The sequence below is a fragment of the Lacihabitans sp. LS3-19 genome, assembly GCF_024343575.1.
Classification (GTDB): Bacteria; Bacteroidota; Bacteroidia; order Cytophagales; family Spirosomataceae; genus Leadbetterella.
Genome location: NZ_RJUA01000008.1, coordinates 42,202 through 60,980, shown reverse-complemented (window position 1 = coordinate 60,980; position 18,779 = coordinate 42,202). Strand labels below are relative to the sequence as shown.

Genomic DNA, 18,779 nt, shown 5'->3' with positions numbered 1-18,779 from the left:
TTTATCGTTTTCTGTTAAACTTTTGCTGATTTAAAATGTTTCGCAAAGGTAGGGCAGAAGCCTCAGCTTATTTATTAAATAGAAAAAAAAATGTCAAAAATATATACAAAAACAGGTGACAATGGTAGCACATCTTTGGTTGGTGGTACAAGATTACCCAAAGATCATATTAAAATTGAAGCGTATGGTTCTGTAGACGAGCTAAACGCTTGGATTGGTGTACTTGCCGATGCTCCTGAGAATGTATCAAGGAAAAGTTTTTTGAAAGAAATCCAAGATCGTTTATTTACTATTGGTTCAACTTTAGCTTCTGAGGAGGAATACAATAAAAGCAAACTTCCGGAGCTTTTTGAAAGCGACATAGAGGTCTTAGAAAATGCCATGGATGAATATAATGAGGAAATTCCACCGCTAAGATCATTTGTACTTCCGGGTGGGCATACCTTGGTTTCACAAGCTCACGTTGCCCGTACAGTTTGTAGAAGAGCCGAACGTCAGGTAATTAGGCTTTCACATGAAGAGGAAGTAGAACCTTTGATTATCAAATACTTAAATCGACTTTCAGATTATCTTTTTGTGCTTTCAAGAAAAATCACCCAAGAGCAAAATACAGAAGAAGTAGCTTGGAAGCCCAGAAAATGAGCGGATTTTAGATTTACGATTTTAGATTTACGATTTTGGATTAACGATTTTAGATTTATGATTTTGGATTAAAGATTTTGGATTTATGATTTTGGATTTACGATTTTGGATTTTAGATTTATGATTTTGGATTTATGATTCAAGATTTTCGAAATTCCATAAATTCGATTGACAATTTGGAAAAAACAAAAATAAATTCCCTTTCAGGCCGGGAAAACTAATATACTAATAACAGATATACAAATAACAGATCCACCAATAACAGATCCACCAATAACAAATCCACCAATAACAAATCCACCAATATCTACTCCCCAATAATCAAATGCCCAAATTGTTTCGGTCTATGAAAAGCTGGAGAGTTGCCAGACATTGTTGGGCTCCAACAAACGAAGTCGCAGGTTTCGGCATTGCAGGTCCAATCTGGATTTTCGTGCGATTGATTGGCTCTGATTCTGTAAAAATTCAGGCGGTATTTTCCATCTTTATCATTCCCAATTAAACTCCAAGGGATGTCCAAAGTGCCTTTCCATGAATTTTCAGCAACTGAAATTGAATGGTTTATGCCAGCGTCGGCATGTTCTATCATGCTGTCTAAAGTTTGCGTTTCAGAGCCAAGACTCGGGTTGTTGATTTTTCCTACCCAAAGTGCATTTTTTGGGTTTATCTCAATTTCTAAATAATGCTTAGAATCTTCTTCTCCTGGACTAATAAAAACCTCAAAAACCTCTTGATTATACAAAGGAGCATTGTGCTCGGTCATATTGTTTTGTTTTACAAATTCATCTTGAAGGCACTCAAAGTTTATGCTAAGGTATTTTTCGGAATACGAAACGCTGACACTAGTTGTGAATTCGGCCGATTGACCGTTCGTTGCGTGTTTAAAAATAGGATTTAGTGAAACCGTCTCACCTGATTTTTTAAGGTTTATTTTGTATTCCTCCATTGGTTTTATTTCTGGTTTTTTACCAATATTTTTAAAATTGGTTTGCAAAAATAAAACTAAAAAAGAGAAAATAGCTAAATAATTAATTTCCAGGATTTTCAAAGTTTGATTCTAATTGAATTTTCTACCAGGTCAATGCATATTACATTCCCTTTGGCGATAAGATTTTTACTCAATTCAAATATACCATTTTTTGGTTTAATCCTAGACAATGAATTTTGATTTTTACTTTCTATTATAATCATTTTCATAAAAAAACTTCCGAAAGACAACTCCTTCGGAAGTATTTAATGGTTTTAAAGAATCAACCTCATTTACCTTTGCCAAATGGCCCTTTTCCTTTCTTTGGTCCACCTTTTCTATGTCCACCTTTTCCGTCCATAGTTAGCACATTTAGAAATTTTCCGTCAGTGTCGAAGCCTAATAAAGTTACTGTTTCATCGGCATTGATTATTAAAACGCCGTATTTTCCATCAGGAGATTGTCTTGCATTTTTTATTGTAGCATCAGCATAATTTGTTGTTATATAGCTTGTGATTTCAGTTGGCAAAGCCGAAATTTCTATTGGTGAGCCGCCATGGCATTTGCCAGAAAACTCTTTTAGGAAGTTTCCAGAAGCATCAAACAACAAGCCTCTATGCGTACTGTCTGCTAAGATTATTTTTACCGCATATTTACTTGAATCGTCCTGTGCAGCTCTTTCGATTGTAGATCCTACATAATTTGTCGAAATGTACGAAGTGACATTTGCGGGTAATGCATTTACGTCAATTTCCGTTAGATTTCTCTTTTTGCCATGTTGATGACCAGTGCCTGAGCTATCAGCAGTAGCAAGAAACAAGAAATCTACCATTGCAGATTCGTCATTAGTACTTGGAGAGATATTTGACATGTCACATGATGTCAAACCTACCATTGCACCAAACAAAACAAGAACTAGAACTTTTAAATTTTTCATAAGAATTTAGATAATAATTGATAAAAATTTGATTTAAGAATGTAAGAATCTCTTACAAGTAAATTTTTTCCATGGAATGTATTTATGATTAAAAAAAAATATAAAGGTTTATATTCCTTTCAAAATACTTTACGGAAACAGGTTGAAATTTCGTTGCCTAAGGATAAAAAAATATTTTTTAAATTTTCGAAGCAACGTTTCACTTAAAGAATTTCGTATACTTTTGCGTATTCCAGTTTAATTATATAAAAAACATCTTGTGATTTTTAAAAGAAACAAATCTTTTGACTTAGTAAGTGTTTTGGATGGATGTCGGGCAGACAGGGGGTCAGCTCAGAAGCATCTTTTCGAGCAATACTATGGTTTGGCCAAAAAGATATGTTTACGATACGCCGGCTCAAGCGATGAGGTCGACGAAATGGTGAACGATGGTTTCCTGAAGGTTTTTGCCAAAATAAAACTATACGATGCCAATCAGTCCTTTGAGGCTTGGTTTCGAACGGTTTTGGTGAGGACTTGCATAGATTATTACAGGAAAAACAGCCCAAAGGTAAGTTTAATAGATATTCAGAATGCACCTCAAATAGAGAGCAATGATGGCTTAATAGAAAGGTTGTCCGCTGAAGAAATATTAGAATTGGTCCAAAAATTACCACCTTCTTATAGGATGGTCTTTTCGCTCTACGTAGTAGAAGGTTATTCGCATGCCGAAATAGCCGAAATGTTAAATATAAATGAAGGAACGTCGAGGTCTAACCTAGTGAAAGCTCGACACAAAATGCAAGAATGGGTAAAGATGTACTTAGACGAAAACATAAATCAAAATAATCATGTCTGAGAATAATTTTGATAATAATATAAGGAAGAAATTGGAGTCTATCCGGCCCGAATATGAGGAGGCCGCGTGGAAAAAACTCAAACGGTCAATGCCGATACCGTGGTATCTCAGTTTTATGAGAGACTATGGCGGCTGGATGTTTGGTGGCATAGCTACTGTGGCATTTTTAGGAACTCAATACAATAATCAAACTATTAAAAAAGAAAACAAATTACTGAATGATAAAATCTCTACTATCTCAAATATTCCCGCTTTAACTACAGTTACTGACACCGTATACATATATAAAAACGATACCATATATGCTACGCAATATGTCACCAAATATGTGAAAGTTGGAGACGAATATGCTAAAGTTGAACCTTTTGGTACTGAAAGTAGAGGCATAGTAGGTGTAGGGTCTAAAAAAGATTTGAATAAAGAAGAAAAAGCACTGAAAGATGGAAAGGGATTGTCAAAGTCTGAAAATGCTGATTTAAGAAATTTGGCAATTGAATCAGACACACAACCAGAAATGGATCCTAATACAAGCCAGTCTAAGCTTATAAGTGATGCGGGTGAAAAAACGGAAACCAAAGAATTAGCCAAGGCAAAAGAGAATGCTGCGGAGGATGTGGGAGAGGAAAAATTGGTCGCCGAAGAATTGATAATTCCGGAGAAAAAAGTTGAGGCTCCAACTGAACCAAGCAAAGAGAAAAAGTTAAATCTAAAATCTATAAATGCTAGATTTGGGGTTTCGGCAGACTATATGGGTACCAAGTTTAAAAGTATGGGGCCCGCAGTTGAGATTTTCTTGGGAGATAGATTTGCTCTAAATACAGGATTGTTGATAACAGGCAAAAATCAGTTTGATTATCGATTGCCAAAAGATTTTAATAGCGGTACCGGAAAGCAGTTTGAAGAGCGATATCGACCTTATGTTGGTGGTAAGCCTGAAACGATAGAGAATATCAAAATTGAAACTTCTAGCATTAAGTTGCCTTTGTATTTTACATACTATGTTCCGGTTAAATACAACCTCTCATTTATGATGAGTACGGGAACTAAACTGGATTTATCTGTATTAGAATCAGTTAGTTATGTGGGAAGGAATTTCGCTGGGAATTCGTCATTTATAAGATTTGATAATCAATATAAACCGAAAGTATTCAATAGCTGGTATTATGGAATGGGTATACAATACCAATACAAGCGATTTGCAGGTCAGTTGTCGCCATATTTCGAGTTTCCTTTCAGGCAGGCATCCTATTTAGTGCCTCCAAAGAGATTCGGATTGAATGCCTCTTTGAAGTTTTCATTAAAAAAATAAGAATCCTTTTAAACCTTATCCTGCTTTTTGAAATACAAAGGCAGGATTTTTTTTATAGTTAGAATAAATAAAGGCTTAAAATTTAGTAGATTTGCAGACTTTTTTGCAATTAAAAAGCGTTTCAATTATAAAAAAACCAATAATGCACTCCATTAGAATATTGATACTAACCTTGTTTTGTACTACTGCTTTTGCACAATTTAAACCTAGACTTTTTGAGTTTGGTCCAAAAGTTGGCTTAAATATAACTGGTATTTCGACCCTGGACACCATAACATTTGACAAGAAGCTTTCAGTTGGTTATCAAGGAGGAATATTTACCAGATTAAATGTTGGTCGATTGAGCCTACAGCCTGAGTTTATTTATCAAACAAAAGGTGCAACTTTCAAATCCCCAAGTGCTGCCAAATATTCGTACAAATATTTTTCTACACCTATCATTTTAGGATTTACACCTTTCAAAGGCATCTATTTTGAAGGAGGATTTGAGCCAAGTTGGGCATTAAATACCGGTTACAAGAAAGATGGCTTAACCATATATGGACCTGATGTAGCTACTGATAAAAGCATTATAGTAGGTACTAGAATAAATATGCTAGATATGTTCTCGCTTTTGAGTTTGAATATCAGATACTCACACGGACTACAAAATGTAAGCACATCAAAACAAGGAATTACCCCAACTGATTTCCGCAATAGGGCAGTTCAAGTTTCCGCCACATATACATTTTCGGAGTATTATTTGTGGAAGAAAAAATATGGTGTAAAGAAAAAGAAATAAGCGAGAGATGAATTTTATAGAAGAACTTAAGTGGCGTGGTATGCTTCACCAGATGATGCCAGGCACAGAGGAGCAGTTAGATAAAGAAATGACTTCGGCCTATATTGGCTTTGACCCTACAGCAAAATCCCTTCATATTGGCAATCTGGCCACTATTATGCTTTTGGTGCATTTGCAGCGTGCGGGCCATAAACCGTATGCCTTGGTCGGTGGAGCCACTGGTATGGTGGGCGATCCTTCAGGGAAATCCTCTGAAAGACAATTTCTAGACGAGAAAATACTGAGAGAAAATCAAGAAGGTATCCGTAAGCAATTGGAAAAATTCTTGAGTTTTAACGCAGAGGCCAACAGTGCCGAAATGGTCAATAATTACGATTGGTTCAAAGACTTTGGATTTTTGCAGTTTTTGAGAGAAGTAGGAAAGTATTTGACGGTAAACTACATGTCTAGCAAGGATTCAGTGAAAAATCGTATAACTACGGGTATATCTTACACTGAGTTTACCTACCAACTTTTGCAAGGCTACGATTTCTATCATTTGTATAAGCACAAAGGCGTGAAAATACAGATGGGTGGCTCAGATCAGTGGGGGAATATTACCACAGGAACAGAGTTGATTCGTAGGAAAGAAAACAACGATGGCTCAGATGCAGAAGGTGATGTAGAATATTCGGCTTATGCACTTACTACGCCATTGGTTACCAAGTCTGACGGAACCAAGTTCGGTAAATCAGAAGGTGGAAACGTATGGTTAGATCCTGATTTAACGAGTCCTTATGAGTTTTTTCAGTTTTGGATAAATCAAACCGATGATGATTGCAAAAAACTGATTAGAGTATTTACGCTTTTGTCAAAAGAGGAAATAGAAAGCTTAGAAGCTCAGCACGCAGAGGCTCCGCATTTGAGAATAGTGCAAAAAGCCATTGCGAAAGACGTAACCACAAGAGTACATGGAGCAGAACAATATGAATTGGCCGTAAAAGCCTCAGAAGTATTGTATGGAAAAGCAACACTTGAAACTCTCCAAAGTTTAGACGAAGCTACATTTAAAAAAATATTTGATGGTGTACCTCAAACTACCATCTCAAAAGCAGAATTCGATGCTTGTCCATCGTTTTTAGACTTGATTTCTGTTACGACCAAAGGAGAAATTTACACTTCAAAAGGTGAAGCTAAAAGAGCCCTACAAGGCAATGCGGTAAGCATAAACAAAGAAAAACAACAAGACGAAAAACTCTCCGTTTCAGAAATTAGTTTGCTTGCTGGTAAGTATATTTTAATAGGAAAAGGGAAGAAGAATCATATTGTGGAGGTGGGGTAAACCTAATAAATATTGAAAATAAGGCCTAGTGAAGCATTTTACTAGGCTTTTTTTGCTAAAAAAATACAGTTACTCATTTTTTCATAACTTAAGAAAATATATTTTTGAAAGGAAAAAAACACAGATGGAAGTATTAGAAACTTTAAAGAATTCCGCATTACCTATGAAATGTGGCGAGCTAGAAGCAAAGCTACAGGAATAGACAAAGAAAAAGTAGAAAAAGCGTTAAAAACCCTTAAGAAAGAAGAGAAAATTACTTCACTCAACATGTGTTTTTATCATGCCTTTTGATTTTTATTAAATATTTACCCTCCAATATTCAACTCCGCTTTGGGTTTTAAAATAAACTAAACCAACTAGGGGTGCTAGAATGATTTTGTCTACCTCCAAATCTTCTATTTTTCCATCTTTCAATTCAAAAACTAAGACTTGAGGAAAAACTTTTTCATTAACTTTAAAATCTGATTCAAATTTTACAATCGATTGAATTTTACTGGAATTAACGCCAGAATAATTGGGGTTAGTGAAGGATTGGTTATTGTTACTTACATTGAACAGCTCAAAATTCGAGAATTTCAAAGAAAAACCAATATTGTTTAAATGCACAGAAACCATATTGCCCAATGGTTCATCAAAACCGTCCATTGTTATGCTGAAACTGTTGCCCAATCCATTAAATGTCTGAGTAATTCGCTCGTATTTAGCAATCTTTGTTGGTATACCTGCAACAGTGGTTTTGGAAGGTGAAAATTCTTCTCTGTTATATGCCAAATCCAACATTATATTTTCATTCGTGGAGCTCTCAAAGCTCATTTTTTCGTATTTCTTAGTGTCTACTTTCCAATTTCGTGTGTTAGGCAGCAAATAAAATGTCTCTTTTTTGAAAGCAAAGTCTTCTTTGCAAGCAAAAAAGGAAAATAAAAAAAAGATTAAATAAAAATTCTTCATTGTGCTCTATTTATAATTCAATTTAGTAACGACGAAATAATCAAATTATTTACTAGGGATTTAGAAATCAAATATTGCAACGAAAAAACTGCAATTCTTTAATTCTTCAATTTTTACTTTCCAATTCTCTCAAAAACACCTCCGGTCCATCCAAAAAAGCCTTCGTTAGCTGATAATGCGGAGTTTCTCTGTAAGTAGTTTCAGTAATGGTGTTGTTTTCGAATTGGAGAATTTGGGCGTTTTTCATTGCTAGTATTATCGGCGAATGCGTCGCAATAATAAACTGTGCATCTACAGTTTTAACTTTTTCAAGAATAAGGGCTATCAGAGATAATTGTCTTTGTGGCGAAAGTGCAGCTTCGGGTTCGTCTATGAGGTAAAGGCCTTTGCCAGTAATCCTGGTATTGAAAAATTTAAGGAACCCTTCTCCGTGGCTCATAGCATCTAGGTTTTCAGAGTAGCGGTCGGTTATCTCTTTTCTTTCACTCAGTAGGGGACTTAGGGCGAGGTTTATATCTCCTCCAGTCCAGGTTTCTTTTATTTCTTTTATTTCGGCGTCTAGTTCGGCTATGCTGCGAAGAATGTTTTTCACAAAGCCTATGAAATCCTCAGCTCTTGCAAAAAAGCCTCTATGTGTTTTTTCTGTAAATCTCAAAGAGAGCATTTTGCCTAAGGCTCTGGCCGGCTCCATCAATGGATCATCAGCAATAGAGATTCCTCCTGCCGTTGGTACACCAGAAGAATAGGCAATAGCTTCTAAAATTGTAGATTTTCCTGAACCATTCTCGCCCACAAAAAAAGTGATATTAGAGCTAAACTTGATGGTTTCTAGGTTTTTAACCAGTTCTAAATTAAACGGAAATTCCTCAGTTTCTGGTAAATTCCTTAAGCCTACAGATTGTAATATCATAAGTCCTCAAATTAAATTATCATCTAACTTTTCGCCTACCGATGGTCATTAAAACTACCCCTGATAATAAAATAATACTTGCCATAATTGACAAAATACTTAGTTTTTCGTGCCCGATATAAAATCCCAAAATCAATGCAACCACAGGATTAACATAAGCATACGATGATGCTAAAATAGGCGGGGCGTTATTTATCAACCAAACAAAAGCAGAATATCCAATATAAGATCCGAAAATTATTAAATAGACAATGGCCCATATACTACGAGCATGCATAGATTTAAGTTCCTCTATTTGCCCAGACTCTAAAACCATCGATAATATTATGGCGATAATTCCACCTGAAATCAACTGTAAACTTACACCTAAAAAACCTGTTGCTTGGGGTGTTTTGTAGCTTATTAATGAGCCATAAGCCCAGCTGATTGAACCAAAAAGGATTACCAAAATGGGAAATAATTGTTCTTTGCCAACGTCGTAGCTCGTACCAAATGGATTGAAAAGTAATACAATTCCACAAAAACCTAAGCTAAGACCGAGGATGGAGGCCAAAGATGGTTTTTTCTTAGAAAAGAAAAAATAGTCGAGGCCTAAAGTATAAATGGGTAATGCTGCTACAAATAGAGAAACTATGCTGGAGGGAATATAATTAATACCAAAACACATGCTAGAGCTACCAACTCCTGATAATATCCCTCCAATCAAAAGGCTTCCTTTGGCTTTGCTAAAGTCTCGATTTTTTGTAAAAACAACTGTAATTATTAAGAGCAAAATTCCACCTATCAAAAAACGCGTACCTGTAAGCAAAAACGGACTTAAGTCTTCCAAGCCGATTTTCATGCCCAAATAGGTACTTCCCCATAAAAAATAGACCAAAAGAAGATTTAAGAATAAATTGGCCTTGGGGTTATTGAAAAATTCCATTAATGATATTTGTACCTTACGTAAATTTGCATTTACAAAGCAATATTTGAGTATATTTAGGTGTCGAATTTAGTTTTGAGGTACATCTAAAATCAGAAATTCTTGATTAAGCCTTTATGACAGTTTCTACAGATGCCAATGCTGAAGCAACTATTCCTTTGGCATCGTATCCACATTCAGCATACAATTGCTGCTGTTCTCCATGTTCAACCAATCTGTCAGGTATTCCTAGACGTTTTACTTTTGCATGATAATTATGGTCAACCATAAATTCTAATATGGCCGAACCTATGCCGCCTTGTAAACAGCCATCTTCTACCGTAATTATATTATCAAACTTTTCGAAAACCTCATGAAGTAATGCCTCATCCAAAGGTTTTGCGAAACGCAAATCGTAATGTGCCACAGAGAGTTGTGGTTCTAATGAAGCAATAGCCTTGGTAACTTCATTGCCGATTGGCCCAAAACTCAATATCGCCAAATCTTCGCCGTCTTTTACTTTTCTTCCTTCTCCTACCTTAATTTCTGAAAAAGGCGTTCTCCATTCTGGCATTACACCTTCACCTCTAGGATATCTCAAAGTAATGGCTTCATGTCCACTTTGAAAAGAATCCGACTGAGCCAAAAACATTAAATTCCTAAGTTCTTCTTCGTTCATAGGTGATGCCACTACCATGTTAGGTACGCAACGCATAAATGCAATGTCATAAGCTCCGTGGTGAGTTGGGCCATCAGCTCCAGCAAAACCGGCTCTGTCTAGACAGAAAATCACGGGCAATTCCTGAATACAAACATCGTGAATTACTTGATCGTAAGCACGTTGCATAAACGAAGAATAGATATTGCAGAAAACTGTTAAGCCTCTCGTAGCCATACCAGCCGAAAGTGTAACCGCATGTTGCTCCGCTATGCCAACGTCAAATGCACGGTCAGGCATAGCTTTCATCATGATATTTAATGAAGAACCTGATGGCATCGCTGGTGTGATCCCAACTATTTTTTGGTTCTTTTCTGCCAATTCTACTATAGTATTTCCGAATACGTCTTGGTATTTTGGAGCTGTAGGTTTTGTGATAATTTTTTTCTGTATCTCACCTGTTACTTTATCAAAAAGCCCAGGAGCATGCCATTTGGTTTGGTCTAATTCTGCAGGGCCATAGCCTTTTCCTTTTACGGTTAAAACATGCAATATTTTCGGGCCAGGAATGCTTTTTAAATCTTTCAAAACCTCAACCATGTGGTCAATGTCATGCCCATCAATTGGACCGAAATACCTCAAATTCAGAGCTTCAAAAAAGTTAGATTGACTTAATAAAGCACCTTTCATGGCATTTTCTACTTTAGAAACGATCTCTCTTGCACTATGTCCAAAAGCACTCATCTTTCCGAGTAAATTCCAGACTTCATCTTTTACTTTATTGTAGGTTTTAGAAGTAGTAATGTCTGTTAAATATTCTTTAAGAGCACCTACATTTGGATCTATCGCCATGCAGTTGTCATTAAGAATAATCAAAAGGTTAGCATCATTTATAGAACCGGCGTGGTTCATTCCTTCAAATGCCAATCCGGCTGTTAAAGCTCCATCACCAATAACCGCAATATGCTGTCTGTCTTTTTCTCCATTGTGCATTGAGCCCATTGCCATACCCAAAGCAGCGGAAATTGAAGTAGAGCTATGCCCTACACCGAACGAATCATAAACACTTTCTTTTCTTTTCGGAAAACCAGAAATACCACCATACATTCTGTTGGTATAGAATTGCTCTTTTCTTCCAGTTAATATTTTATGTCCGTAAGCTTGATGACCTACATCCCAAATCAGCTGATCGTCAGGCGTATTGAAAACATAATGAAGTGCAACTGTTAGTTCTACTACTCCTAAACTGGCACCAAAATGCCCGCCATGCGTAGAAACCATGTCTATGATGTATTGTCTTAATTCCTGACATACTTGATGCAGTTGACTTGGATTTAATTTTTTTAAATCTTCAGGATAATTTATATCCTTCAAAAGATTTCCCTGGGTAATTAACATATTCTATTTAGTTGTTTCATTCTAACCAAATACCAGTTAAAATGTTTACTATGTTTTCATTGAAAATATTCAGTCTTTACTTTGGCTTGCCTTGAAAAGTCTATTTTTCTCTTCTTTGGTAAGGCTTTCGTAACCGCCTCCTTTATTTATTTTATCTAAAAGATAATCTACTTCAGCTTGGTCTGGTGTATCCGTATTATCGAAAAACTTTGTGCTGCTATATTCTCCAGCTGGCGTTTTGCTGAAGCTTTTCATTACCATTTTTTTCTTGGGTTTTCCAAGGTTCGAAAACCAATTGAAAATGTTTTCCACTGGTTCTGTAATATTAAAACCTGATCGTAAAAATTTTATCTGTAAATATCCAAAACTTGCTGCTCCCAGGTTAAGAATTCCTGTGTATCTATTTAATAACAAGGATAATATTAAAAAACTAATGGCTATTATACGGAGTTTTATGAAAAACCTAAAGAACATTAATTCGTATTCTGGTAAAAGTGCCACAGCAGCAAACATAATGGCATAAAGACCAGCTGATGCACCATAAAGTGTGCCATTGTAAACTTCCGTTCTGTTGAATAGTCCCAAGAATCCCCAAACTGCTTGATAAAAAAACACGGAAACAATAGCTCCTAAGATATAGATAATCATTGTTTTTTTTGTGCCTAAGAAGTCTGATAGGATATGTCCAAACCAAAATAAAGCCAAGCCATTGAATAGGACACTAAGTACGCCTGGATTGGTAAATGGGAAGATGAAAAGTGTCCATGGTCTTCGTATATTCTCTAGAAATGAACTATTTAGATAAAAGTTTTTAGATAAAAACTCTAAATATAAGTCTGGTTGAGGCAAAAATCTAAAGCTGAATTTTAGTAATTCCAAAAACAAAAACAAAAAAACATTAATCAAAATCAATTGAATGACTTGATTGTCTTTTTTTCTGAAAACATCCAATATGTCCGAAAATACACTCCGCATCAGCAATTTTATTGAATTAATTCGAGTACGAATTTAATAATAATTTCTTTTAGAAAAGCCAAAAAACTTTAATAATATGAATCCAGTGATCAAACCGCCAATATGAGCAAAGTGTGCAATGCCTGATTGTAGACCAGCTGTACCTTGAACTAACTCATAAATACCATACATTGTTACGAAATATTTGGCTTTTATAGGGAAAGGAAAAAACAAAAGCATCATTTCGACATTTGGGAATAAAAATGCGAATGCCATCAAAATACCGAATATTGCTCCTGAAGCTCCTACCATTGGAATTCTAGCTTGTCTTAGATAATCTATACTATCAACTGGAATTTGCGACATTTGATAAAAATCTAAGCCAGAATTTAAAATAGCAGCCCCAATACCACAAATAAGGTAATAAATTAAGAATTTTTTCGAACCCATATAGGTTTCCAAAGCTGAGCCAAATATGAATAAACCGAACATGTTACTGAATAAATGCCCAATACCACCATGTAAAAACATATAGGAAATAAACTGCCACGGTTTAAACAAAGGGTTGATTAAGTCTGGCGAGTTAGGAAGTAGGGGATTAAAGAAAGCGAAATATTGATGTATAAAATCCACTGAATAGATACTCGCAAAAAAATGAACTGCGACATTTATTATCAGAAGGTTTTTAACCATCGGCGTGATTCTGTCAAACATAAATTTGTTTTTATTATAATATACGAAATCCAAGAAAGAATAATTCTTTTTTTGGCTTTAATTTAAAAGCAAGGTAGCGATTTTTTCTAAACTAAGAATACGCATAACCTGTTTTCCATCAGGACTAATTGATGGCATAGAAGTCTCGAAAAGTTGATTTATAAGGCTTGAAATCTCCGGTTTACCTAAAGATTTCGACATTTTGGTGGCATTTCTTTTTGCCAAAGTTTTAGCTAATGCCTCCTTTTTATCAACTTTTTGGTTGTTCTCGTTTATTTTGTATTGTTCAATAATACTTTTAAACAAAACACCTTCGTCTTCATCCATAAACTGACTTGGTACCCCATTTATTAGATAGGTATTTTGGCCAAATTCTTCGACATTAAAACCGATATTCCGGATCATGTCTATAATTTCAAAACTCAAAGCATAGTCTATAGAATTCAATGTTACAGTTTTAGGAAATAATAACTGTTGCGAAATTCCATGCTGTGTATTTATTTCTTTCAGGTATTTCTCGTAAAATATTCGTTCATAGGCACTTTGCTGGTCTATGAGCATCAATCCACTTTTTACTTGAGCTATTATGTATTGATGATGAACCTGAATCGCGTTTATGTCTGTACCGTCTTTTGGAAGCGGGACTACCTCTTCTATTTTGTTTATTTTACTACTAAATATTACTTGTTGAGGTTCATCTTCAGCGAAGTCTTTCTTGGTTCCAAAACCATCAAAAAGCTTATCCCAATTGGTTCTATTGTCTTTTTGGTTTATTTCTCCTAAAGAACGAGGCTCTTTTTCGAAAGATGAAATCGAGGACTCAGAGCTTCGGATTGGGCTTTGTGTTGGTCGAGGGTTGTGGTTGCTGGCGTAATTGCCAATGTTTATATCAGCTTCAAAATCAATGCTTGGCGTAAGATTATAAACGCCAATTGCTTGTTTTACTGTAGATCTCAAAATAGCATAAATTGCCTTTTCATCATCAAATTTTATCTCGGTTTTGGTAGGATGAATATTTATATCGATATGACTTGGGTCAATTTCTATAAACAATGTGTAAAAAGGATGGCTTCCTTGTGGTATGGTCGATTCAAATGCCCCAGTAACAGCATGATGCAAGTAGTTATTTTTTATGAATCTTTTATTTACAAAAAAGTACTGCTCTCCCCTTGATTTTTTTGCTGTTTGCGGATTGCCTACATATCCATTGATTTTTATAAAAGGTGTATCTACTTGGCATTGAGCTAATTGGTCTCTGTAGCTTTTGTCTAAAACATCGGTTATCCTTTTGCTAAGTTTGGCAGAAGGTAAGTTATAAATCTCTATTTCGTTGTGAAACATCGAAAATTGCACTTCAGGATGTGCTAGAGCAATTCGCTGGAATTCTTCTAAAATATGTTTGGTCTCTACTGGATTGCTTTTAAGAAAATTTCGCCTTGCTGGTACATTAAAGAAAAGGTTTTTGATAGAAAGATTGGTGCCCTGAGGAGCCTGGATAAACTCTTGACCTTTAAATTCCGAGCCTTCTATTTTTATGGAGGTAGCCAATTCGTCTTCAGATCTTTTGGTCCGAAGTTCTACTTGGGCTACAGCCGCAATCGAAGCTAAGGCTTCCCCTCTGAAACCCATCGTACGGATATTAAAAAGGTCGTTTGATTCTTTGATTTTGGAAGTGGCATGGCGTTCAAAACACATCCTCGCATCAGTTGTAGACATACCCTTTCCGTCGTCTATAACTTGTATAAGGGTTTTACCTGATTCTTTTATAATTAGCTGAATATGAGTAGCTTCGGCGTCAATGGAGTTTTCCATAAGTTCTTTCACTACCGATGCTGGTCTTTGTACAACCTCACCCGCTGCTATTTGGTTGGCTATCGAATCTGAAAGAAGTCTAATTACGTCCATTTATATCAAAATTAAATGGCAAAGTTCCGAAATTTATGAGGGAATTCCGAATGAGAACAGGAAGTAATTAGGAATTGCTTAAAAAAATACCAGAGATTTTATTTTTCAAAAACCAAAAGTAAACCTTGTTCAATTTGGTTTTCCACTTTTGTAAGTGAAATTTTCGTTTCAAATTCATGGTTCCAACAATATCCATCTTTTATTGGAATAGGGAAGCCGTGTTTTTCGAAAATTTGGAAATAAAAAGCATCGAATAAATCGTTCGCAGATTTTTCGGTGTTCATAAAAACATCAACTTGGATTTTGTCTAACTTATTGAAAACATTCTTGAAGTATAGAATGTCAATAGTTTCCATTTTGGTGTTTGTAAACGATACACCAGTGTATTCTTTTTCTTTTTCAAATACTTTGAATCTTTCTTGGGAAATAATTTCGTCCAAATCTTGACCAAATCTAAAACCACGAAATATACCTTCGTTAGAATCAAATATTTTTTTAGAAAGCTTACTAATAGCGGAGTTTTCGCTCCTCCTTTTAGGGATTTTTAAGGCGACAGTGTTCAATTTTTACTCAATGGGTTATTAAATACAGCACTAAAGTATTGAAAAAAAACGATTTACAAAACATTTATGAAATTTTTTATAAATCTCTAGAGATACCGAAAAAGAATTTTCGTTCACCAAATTGATTTATAGAATAGGATGTTTTGACGTTGCTATTATACCAAGTCACAAAATCTAAGCCAATTCCACCACCGTTTAATAATTTGTTTGATAATTTAGAATTACTATAAATAGGGTAGTAGTTTTTAATGTACCCAAAATCGAAATAAATATTAGGATAGATGGCCAATGGAAGTGTGTTAAATTGAGGAAGTTTTATGAGATTTTTTAAATTAAAAGTCCTTTTGAAGGCTTCATATTTTAAAGTATTTTTTGATAAAGCGTAATGTTGGCCGTCTATAACATACAGTTCATATCCACGCACTAGGTTGTTCCCATAGCCCAATCCTGCAACAAGTGGATAATATTGTTTTTTAGGCGTTGATATTTTTCCTCTTAGTGTAGATTCGAAAAACAATGAATGGCCTAAAGGCCTATAATAGCCACCAAGTCCATAGATACTGGTTTGATTGTAGCCATTAAAAACAAAGGAATTATTAAGTTGAGTATACAATAATGTGCCTTTTAGTGGGTATTGTCGATTATCTCTTTTGTCAAATCTGTAATCGTAAACAAAGCTTAAGACTTTTTGATTAAGTGTGTTTTCTCCAAAATATCTGGGATTTAGTTGGCTTATAGTGTCTGCTATAGTAGTGTTTGTAAAACCTAAGTTTATGCTATGAAAATGATAGTGAGCATTTCTCAGTCGAAGTTCAAATATGGCACCGAGCCGTTCCCTCATGCGATTTTCTGTTGAAAAAAAATCTAGTTTATCATTCCAAGTTCTATAGGCCATCGTTCTTTGTGTGGAATAAAAAGCACCCGCTCTTATGCCAATTCGTTTTCGTTTGTCTATATAAGGTTTGGAGTAGGAAACTTCAAAATAGGGGATAAAGCCATTCATTGCTTTAAACTTGATCTGGTCATTGTTGCCACTTAGGTTAAAGTGCTTGGCAGTAAGGCCGTAGGTTAGTCTGTTGAGGTCTCGATTTCGGAGATACCACCATTCATTAAAGCTTCTGTCTGCTAAATATACTTCAGGTAGTACAACTAAATACCAGCGTTCTTTTACTGCCACAAATACGTGGATATGATCTCCTGACTCGTTGTAAAATACCTCTACTGTAAGGAAAAGATTTGTGTTTATGATATTTTGTCTGCAGCGTTCTAGAACCTGCTCAATATTGGTTAAACTTAGTGTATCACCTTGTTTAAAGGTTAATTCTCTAACTATAATATCTCGTTTAGTTTTATGATTTCCAGTTACTTGGATTTGTTCTACACTAAAAGACTTTTGGGAATATGACCCAAAGCTGAAAAATGTAAAAATAAAAACAAAGAATATATAAAATTTAACGCTGATATTCATTCTGCAAAGTATTCCGCCTCAATCCTAATCGCAATATTAACTATTTTAATTTTAATAAATATTCAAAAGGATAATTCAGAATATAATTTTTTTCATTTCTTTTGTAAAAATACTAATACGAAAAACCTATGATGAAAACCTTTAAACCGAAATTGACTTTTGCAAATATCATAAACATGAACGTTGGATTCTTCGGAATCCAGTACAGTTTTGGTCTTCAGCAAAGTGCCGTTAATCCTATTTATGATTTTTTGGGAGCAAGCCCAGACGAAATCCCCTTGTTAAATCTTGCAGGTCCTATGACGGGTTTGTTGATACAGCCAATTATAGGTGCTATGTCAGACAAAACTTGGTCGCCAAAGTTTGGAAGAAGAAAACCTTACTTTTTTATTGGGGCTTTAATGTGTAGCATTGCACTTTTGTTTTACCCATTTAGTAGTTCGCTTTGGATGGCAGCAGGACTTTTATGGATTTTAGATGTGGGCAATAATACAGCCATGGAGCCATATAGAGCATTTATTGCAGATAAATTAGATGAGTCTCAGCAACCGACAGGTTTTCAGGCTCAAAGCTTTTTTACGGGTCTCGGACAAACTTTGGTCAATCTTTCAATTTTTATTTTTCCAATGATCTTTTTGGGGACTACAGGCTCCTTACCCACTTGGATTTATGCTTCATTTTTTCTTGGTTCAGTATGTTCTATTGGTTCGGTATGGTGGAGTATGAGAAGTACGTCCGAGATTCCTCCAACGGAAGAAGAATTAGCAGAGATGAAAGCATCGCCCTTGAGTATTTTATCTCCTTTTATAGATATAATTGGAGCCATTAAAGATATGCCTAAAGTGCTCTGGCAATTGGCATTGGTTTATTTATTTCAGTGGTATGCTTTGTTTTGTTATTGGCAAAATTCTGCCAAAAGTATTGCTCAATCTGTTTGGAAAACCACGGTATATCAGGATAATCCTACTTATAGTGAGGCCGTGAGTTGGTCAGGTTTGGTAAACGGCTGGTACAATATCGTGATGTTTTTGGTGGCATTTAGTTTGGTATATTTTGCCAAAAAATACTCACCTAAAAAAGTACATGCATTTTGTTTATTATTAGCAGGCTTAGGTTTTTTAGCATTTCCAATGATTGAAAATAAATATTTGCTATTCCCTGCCATTACAGGTTTTGGAATAGGTTGGGCAAGTATGATGGGAATTCCATATTTGATAGTGGTAAGTGAGATTCCCAAAGAACGTTATGGTGTATATATGGGTATAATTAATATGATGATTGTAATTCCGATGCTTATTCAAACCCTGTCTTTTGGGTATATTTTAAAGCATTTCCTCAACAATGACCCTGGCAAGGCAATAACTTTCGCTGGTGTATTCTTGCTGATAGCTGCCGCTGCAACATTGCTAATAAAAGCCAAGCCCAATCAAAATATTGATATAAAAGCCGTTCCGATGGGTGGACACTAAGCTTTTTTATCTCACAAAACCACGATTTTGTTGCACTATCGTGGTTTTTGTGTTCAAATCTTTTATTAATTGTCAGAAGTCATAAAATCAATG

The 18,779-nt window shown here is 35.3% G+C and carries 17 protein-coding genes; 6 read left to right on the top strand and 11 right to left on the bottom strand.

The genetic code is table 11. The features are described 5' to 3' along the window. Positions 1 to 90: 90 nt before the first annotated feature. The gene (locus EGI22_RS09000) at positions 91 to 642 is read left to right on the top strand and encodes a cob(I)yrinic acid a,c-diamide adenosyltransferase (protein ID WP_255067883.1); all 552 of its coding nucleotides are present in this window, start codon (positions 91 to 93) and stop codon (positions 640 to 642) included. A 307-nt stretch (positions 643 to 949) separates the two neighbouring features. Here EGI22_RS09000 and EGI22_RS08995 read toward each other — a convergent pair whose 3' ends face one another. Beyond that, the gene (locus EGI22_RS08995; RefSeq protein ID WP_255067881.1) at positions 950 to 1,588 is read right to left on the bottom strand and encodes a carbohydrate-binding family 9-like protein; all 639 of its coding nucleotides are present in this window, start codon (positions 1,586 to 1,588) and stop codon (positions 950 to 952) included. Between the two features lie 310 nt (positions 1,589 to 1,898). Then, complete coding sequence (locus EGI22_RS08990) at positions 1,899 to 2,546, bottom strand: hypothetical protein (RefSeq protein WP_255067879.1); 648 nt, start codon at positions 2,544 to 2,546, stop codon at positions 1,899 to 1,901. A gap of 259 nt (positions 2,547 to 2,805) precedes the next feature. On the opposite strand from EGI22_RS08990, the gene EGI22_RS08985 reads away from it, so the two are divergent. From EGI22_RS08985 to tyrS, 4 genes are all read left to right on the top strand, one after another. Further along, the gene (locus tag EGI22_RS08985) at positions 2,806 to 3,384 is read left to right on the top strand and encodes an RNA polymerase sigma factor (RefSeq protein ID WP_255067878.1); all 579 of its coding nucleotides are present in this window, start codon (positions 2,806 to 2,808) and stop codon (positions 3,382 to 3,384) included. After that, positions 3,377 to 4,693 carry an outer membrane beta-barrel protein gene (locus tag EGI22_RS08980; RefSeq protein ID WP_255067877.1) on the top strand — a complete coding sequence of 439 codons (1,317 nt, stop codon included), beginning with the start codon at positions 3,377 to 3,379 and terminating at the stop codon, positions 4,691 to 4,693. Before EGI22_RS08985 ends, EGI22_RS08980 begins: the two co-directional genes overlap by 8 nt. 142 nt (positions 4,694 to 4,835) lie before the next feature. Next, entirely contained in the window at positions 4,836 to 5,474 is a 639-nt protein-coding gene (locus EGI22_RS08975; protein ID WP_255067876.1) for an outer membrane beta-barrel protein, read from the top strand. Positions 5,475 to 5,481: 7 nt separating this feature from the next. Further along, complete coding sequence (gene tyrS, locus EGI22_RS08970; RefSeq protein WP_255067874.1) at positions 5,482 to 6,795, top strand: tyrosine--tRNA ligase; 1,314 nt, start codon at positions 5,482 to 5,484, stop codon at positions 6,793 to 6,795. 297 nt (positions 6,796 to 7,092) lie between these two features. Here tyrS and EGI22_RS08965 read toward each other — a convergent pair whose 3' ends face one another. The 9 genes from EGI22_RS08965 to EGI22_RS08925 form a co-directional block, all read right to left on the bottom strand. Then, complete coding sequence (locus EGI22_RS08965; RefSeq protein WP_255067872.1) at positions 7,093 to 7,659, bottom strand: hypothetical protein; 567 nt, start codon at positions 7,657 to 7,659, stop codon at positions 7,093 to 7,095. A gap of 190 nt (positions 7,660 to 7,849) precedes the next feature. Continuing rightward, positions 7,850 to 8,653: an AAA family ATPase gene (locus tag EGI22_RS08960; protein ID WP_255067870.1), complete on the bottom strand. Its 804-nt coding sequence runs from the start codon at positions 8,651 to 8,653 to the stop codon at positions 7,850 to 7,852. Positions 8,654 to 8,672: 19 nt separating this feature from the next. Further along, positions 8,673 to 9,578, bottom strand: a complete 906-nt coding sequence (locus tag EGI22_RS08955) for an EamA family transporter (RefSeq protein ID WP_255067868.1) — start codon at positions 9,576 to 9,578, stop codon at positions 8,673 to 8,675. 106 nt (positions 9,579 to 9,684) lie between these two features. Next, positions 9,685 to 11,613 carry a 1-deoxy-D-xylulose-5-phosphate synthase gene (gene dxs, locus EGI22_RS08950; RefSeq protein ID WP_255067866.1) on the bottom strand — a complete coding sequence of 643 codons (1,929 nt, stop codon included), beginning with the start codon at positions 11,611 to 11,613 and terminating at the stop codon, positions 9,685 to 9,687. A 69-nt stretch (positions 11,614 to 11,682) separates the two neighbouring features. Then, the gene (locus tag EGI22_RS08945) at positions 11,683 to 12,588 is read right to left on the bottom strand and encodes a rhomboid family intramembrane serine protease (protein ID WP_255067865.1); all 906 of its coding nucleotides are present in this window, start codon (positions 12,586 to 12,588) and stop codon (positions 11,683 to 11,685) included. Positions 12,589 to 12,621: 33 nt separating this feature from the next. After that, a complete protein-coding gene (locus EGI22_RS08940; protein WP_255067864.1) occupies positions 12,622 to 13,281 on the bottom strand; it encodes a rhomboid family intramembrane serine protease in 660 nt (219 codons plus the stop codon). Between the two features lie 57 nt (positions 13,282 to 13,338). Further along, entirely contained in the window at positions 13,339 to 15,186 is a 1,848-nt protein-coding gene (gene mutL, locus EGI22_RS08935) for a DNA mismatch repair endonuclease MutL (RefSeq protein ID WP_255067863.1), read from the bottom strand. Between the two features lie 98 nt (positions 15,187 to 15,284). Continuing rightward, positions 15,285 to 15,749: a hypothetical protein gene (locus tag EGI22_RS08930; RefSeq protein WP_255067861.1), complete on the bottom strand. Its 465-nt coding sequence runs from the start codon at positions 15,747 to 15,749 to the stop codon at positions 15,285 to 15,287. Between the two features lie 76 nt (positions 15,750 to 15,825). Next, positions 15,826 to 17,217 carry a POTRA domain-containing protein gene (locus EGI22_RS08925; RefSeq protein WP_255067860.1) on the bottom strand — a complete coding sequence of 464 codons (1,392 nt, stop codon included), beginning with the start codon at positions 17,215 to 17,217 and terminating at the stop codon, positions 15,826 to 15,828. Positions 17,218 to 17,345: 128 nt separating this feature from the next. Between EGI22_RS08925 and EGI22_RS08920 the strand changes: the two genes are divergently transcribed. Beyond that, positions 17,346 to 18,686 (top strand): MFS transporter, encoded by a 1,341-nt coding sequence (locus tag EGI22_RS08920; protein WP_255067859.1) that lies wholly within the window; start codon positions 17,346 to 17,348, stop codon positions 18,684 to 18,686. The last annotated feature ends 93 nt before the right edge of the window (positions 18,687 to 18,779 follow it).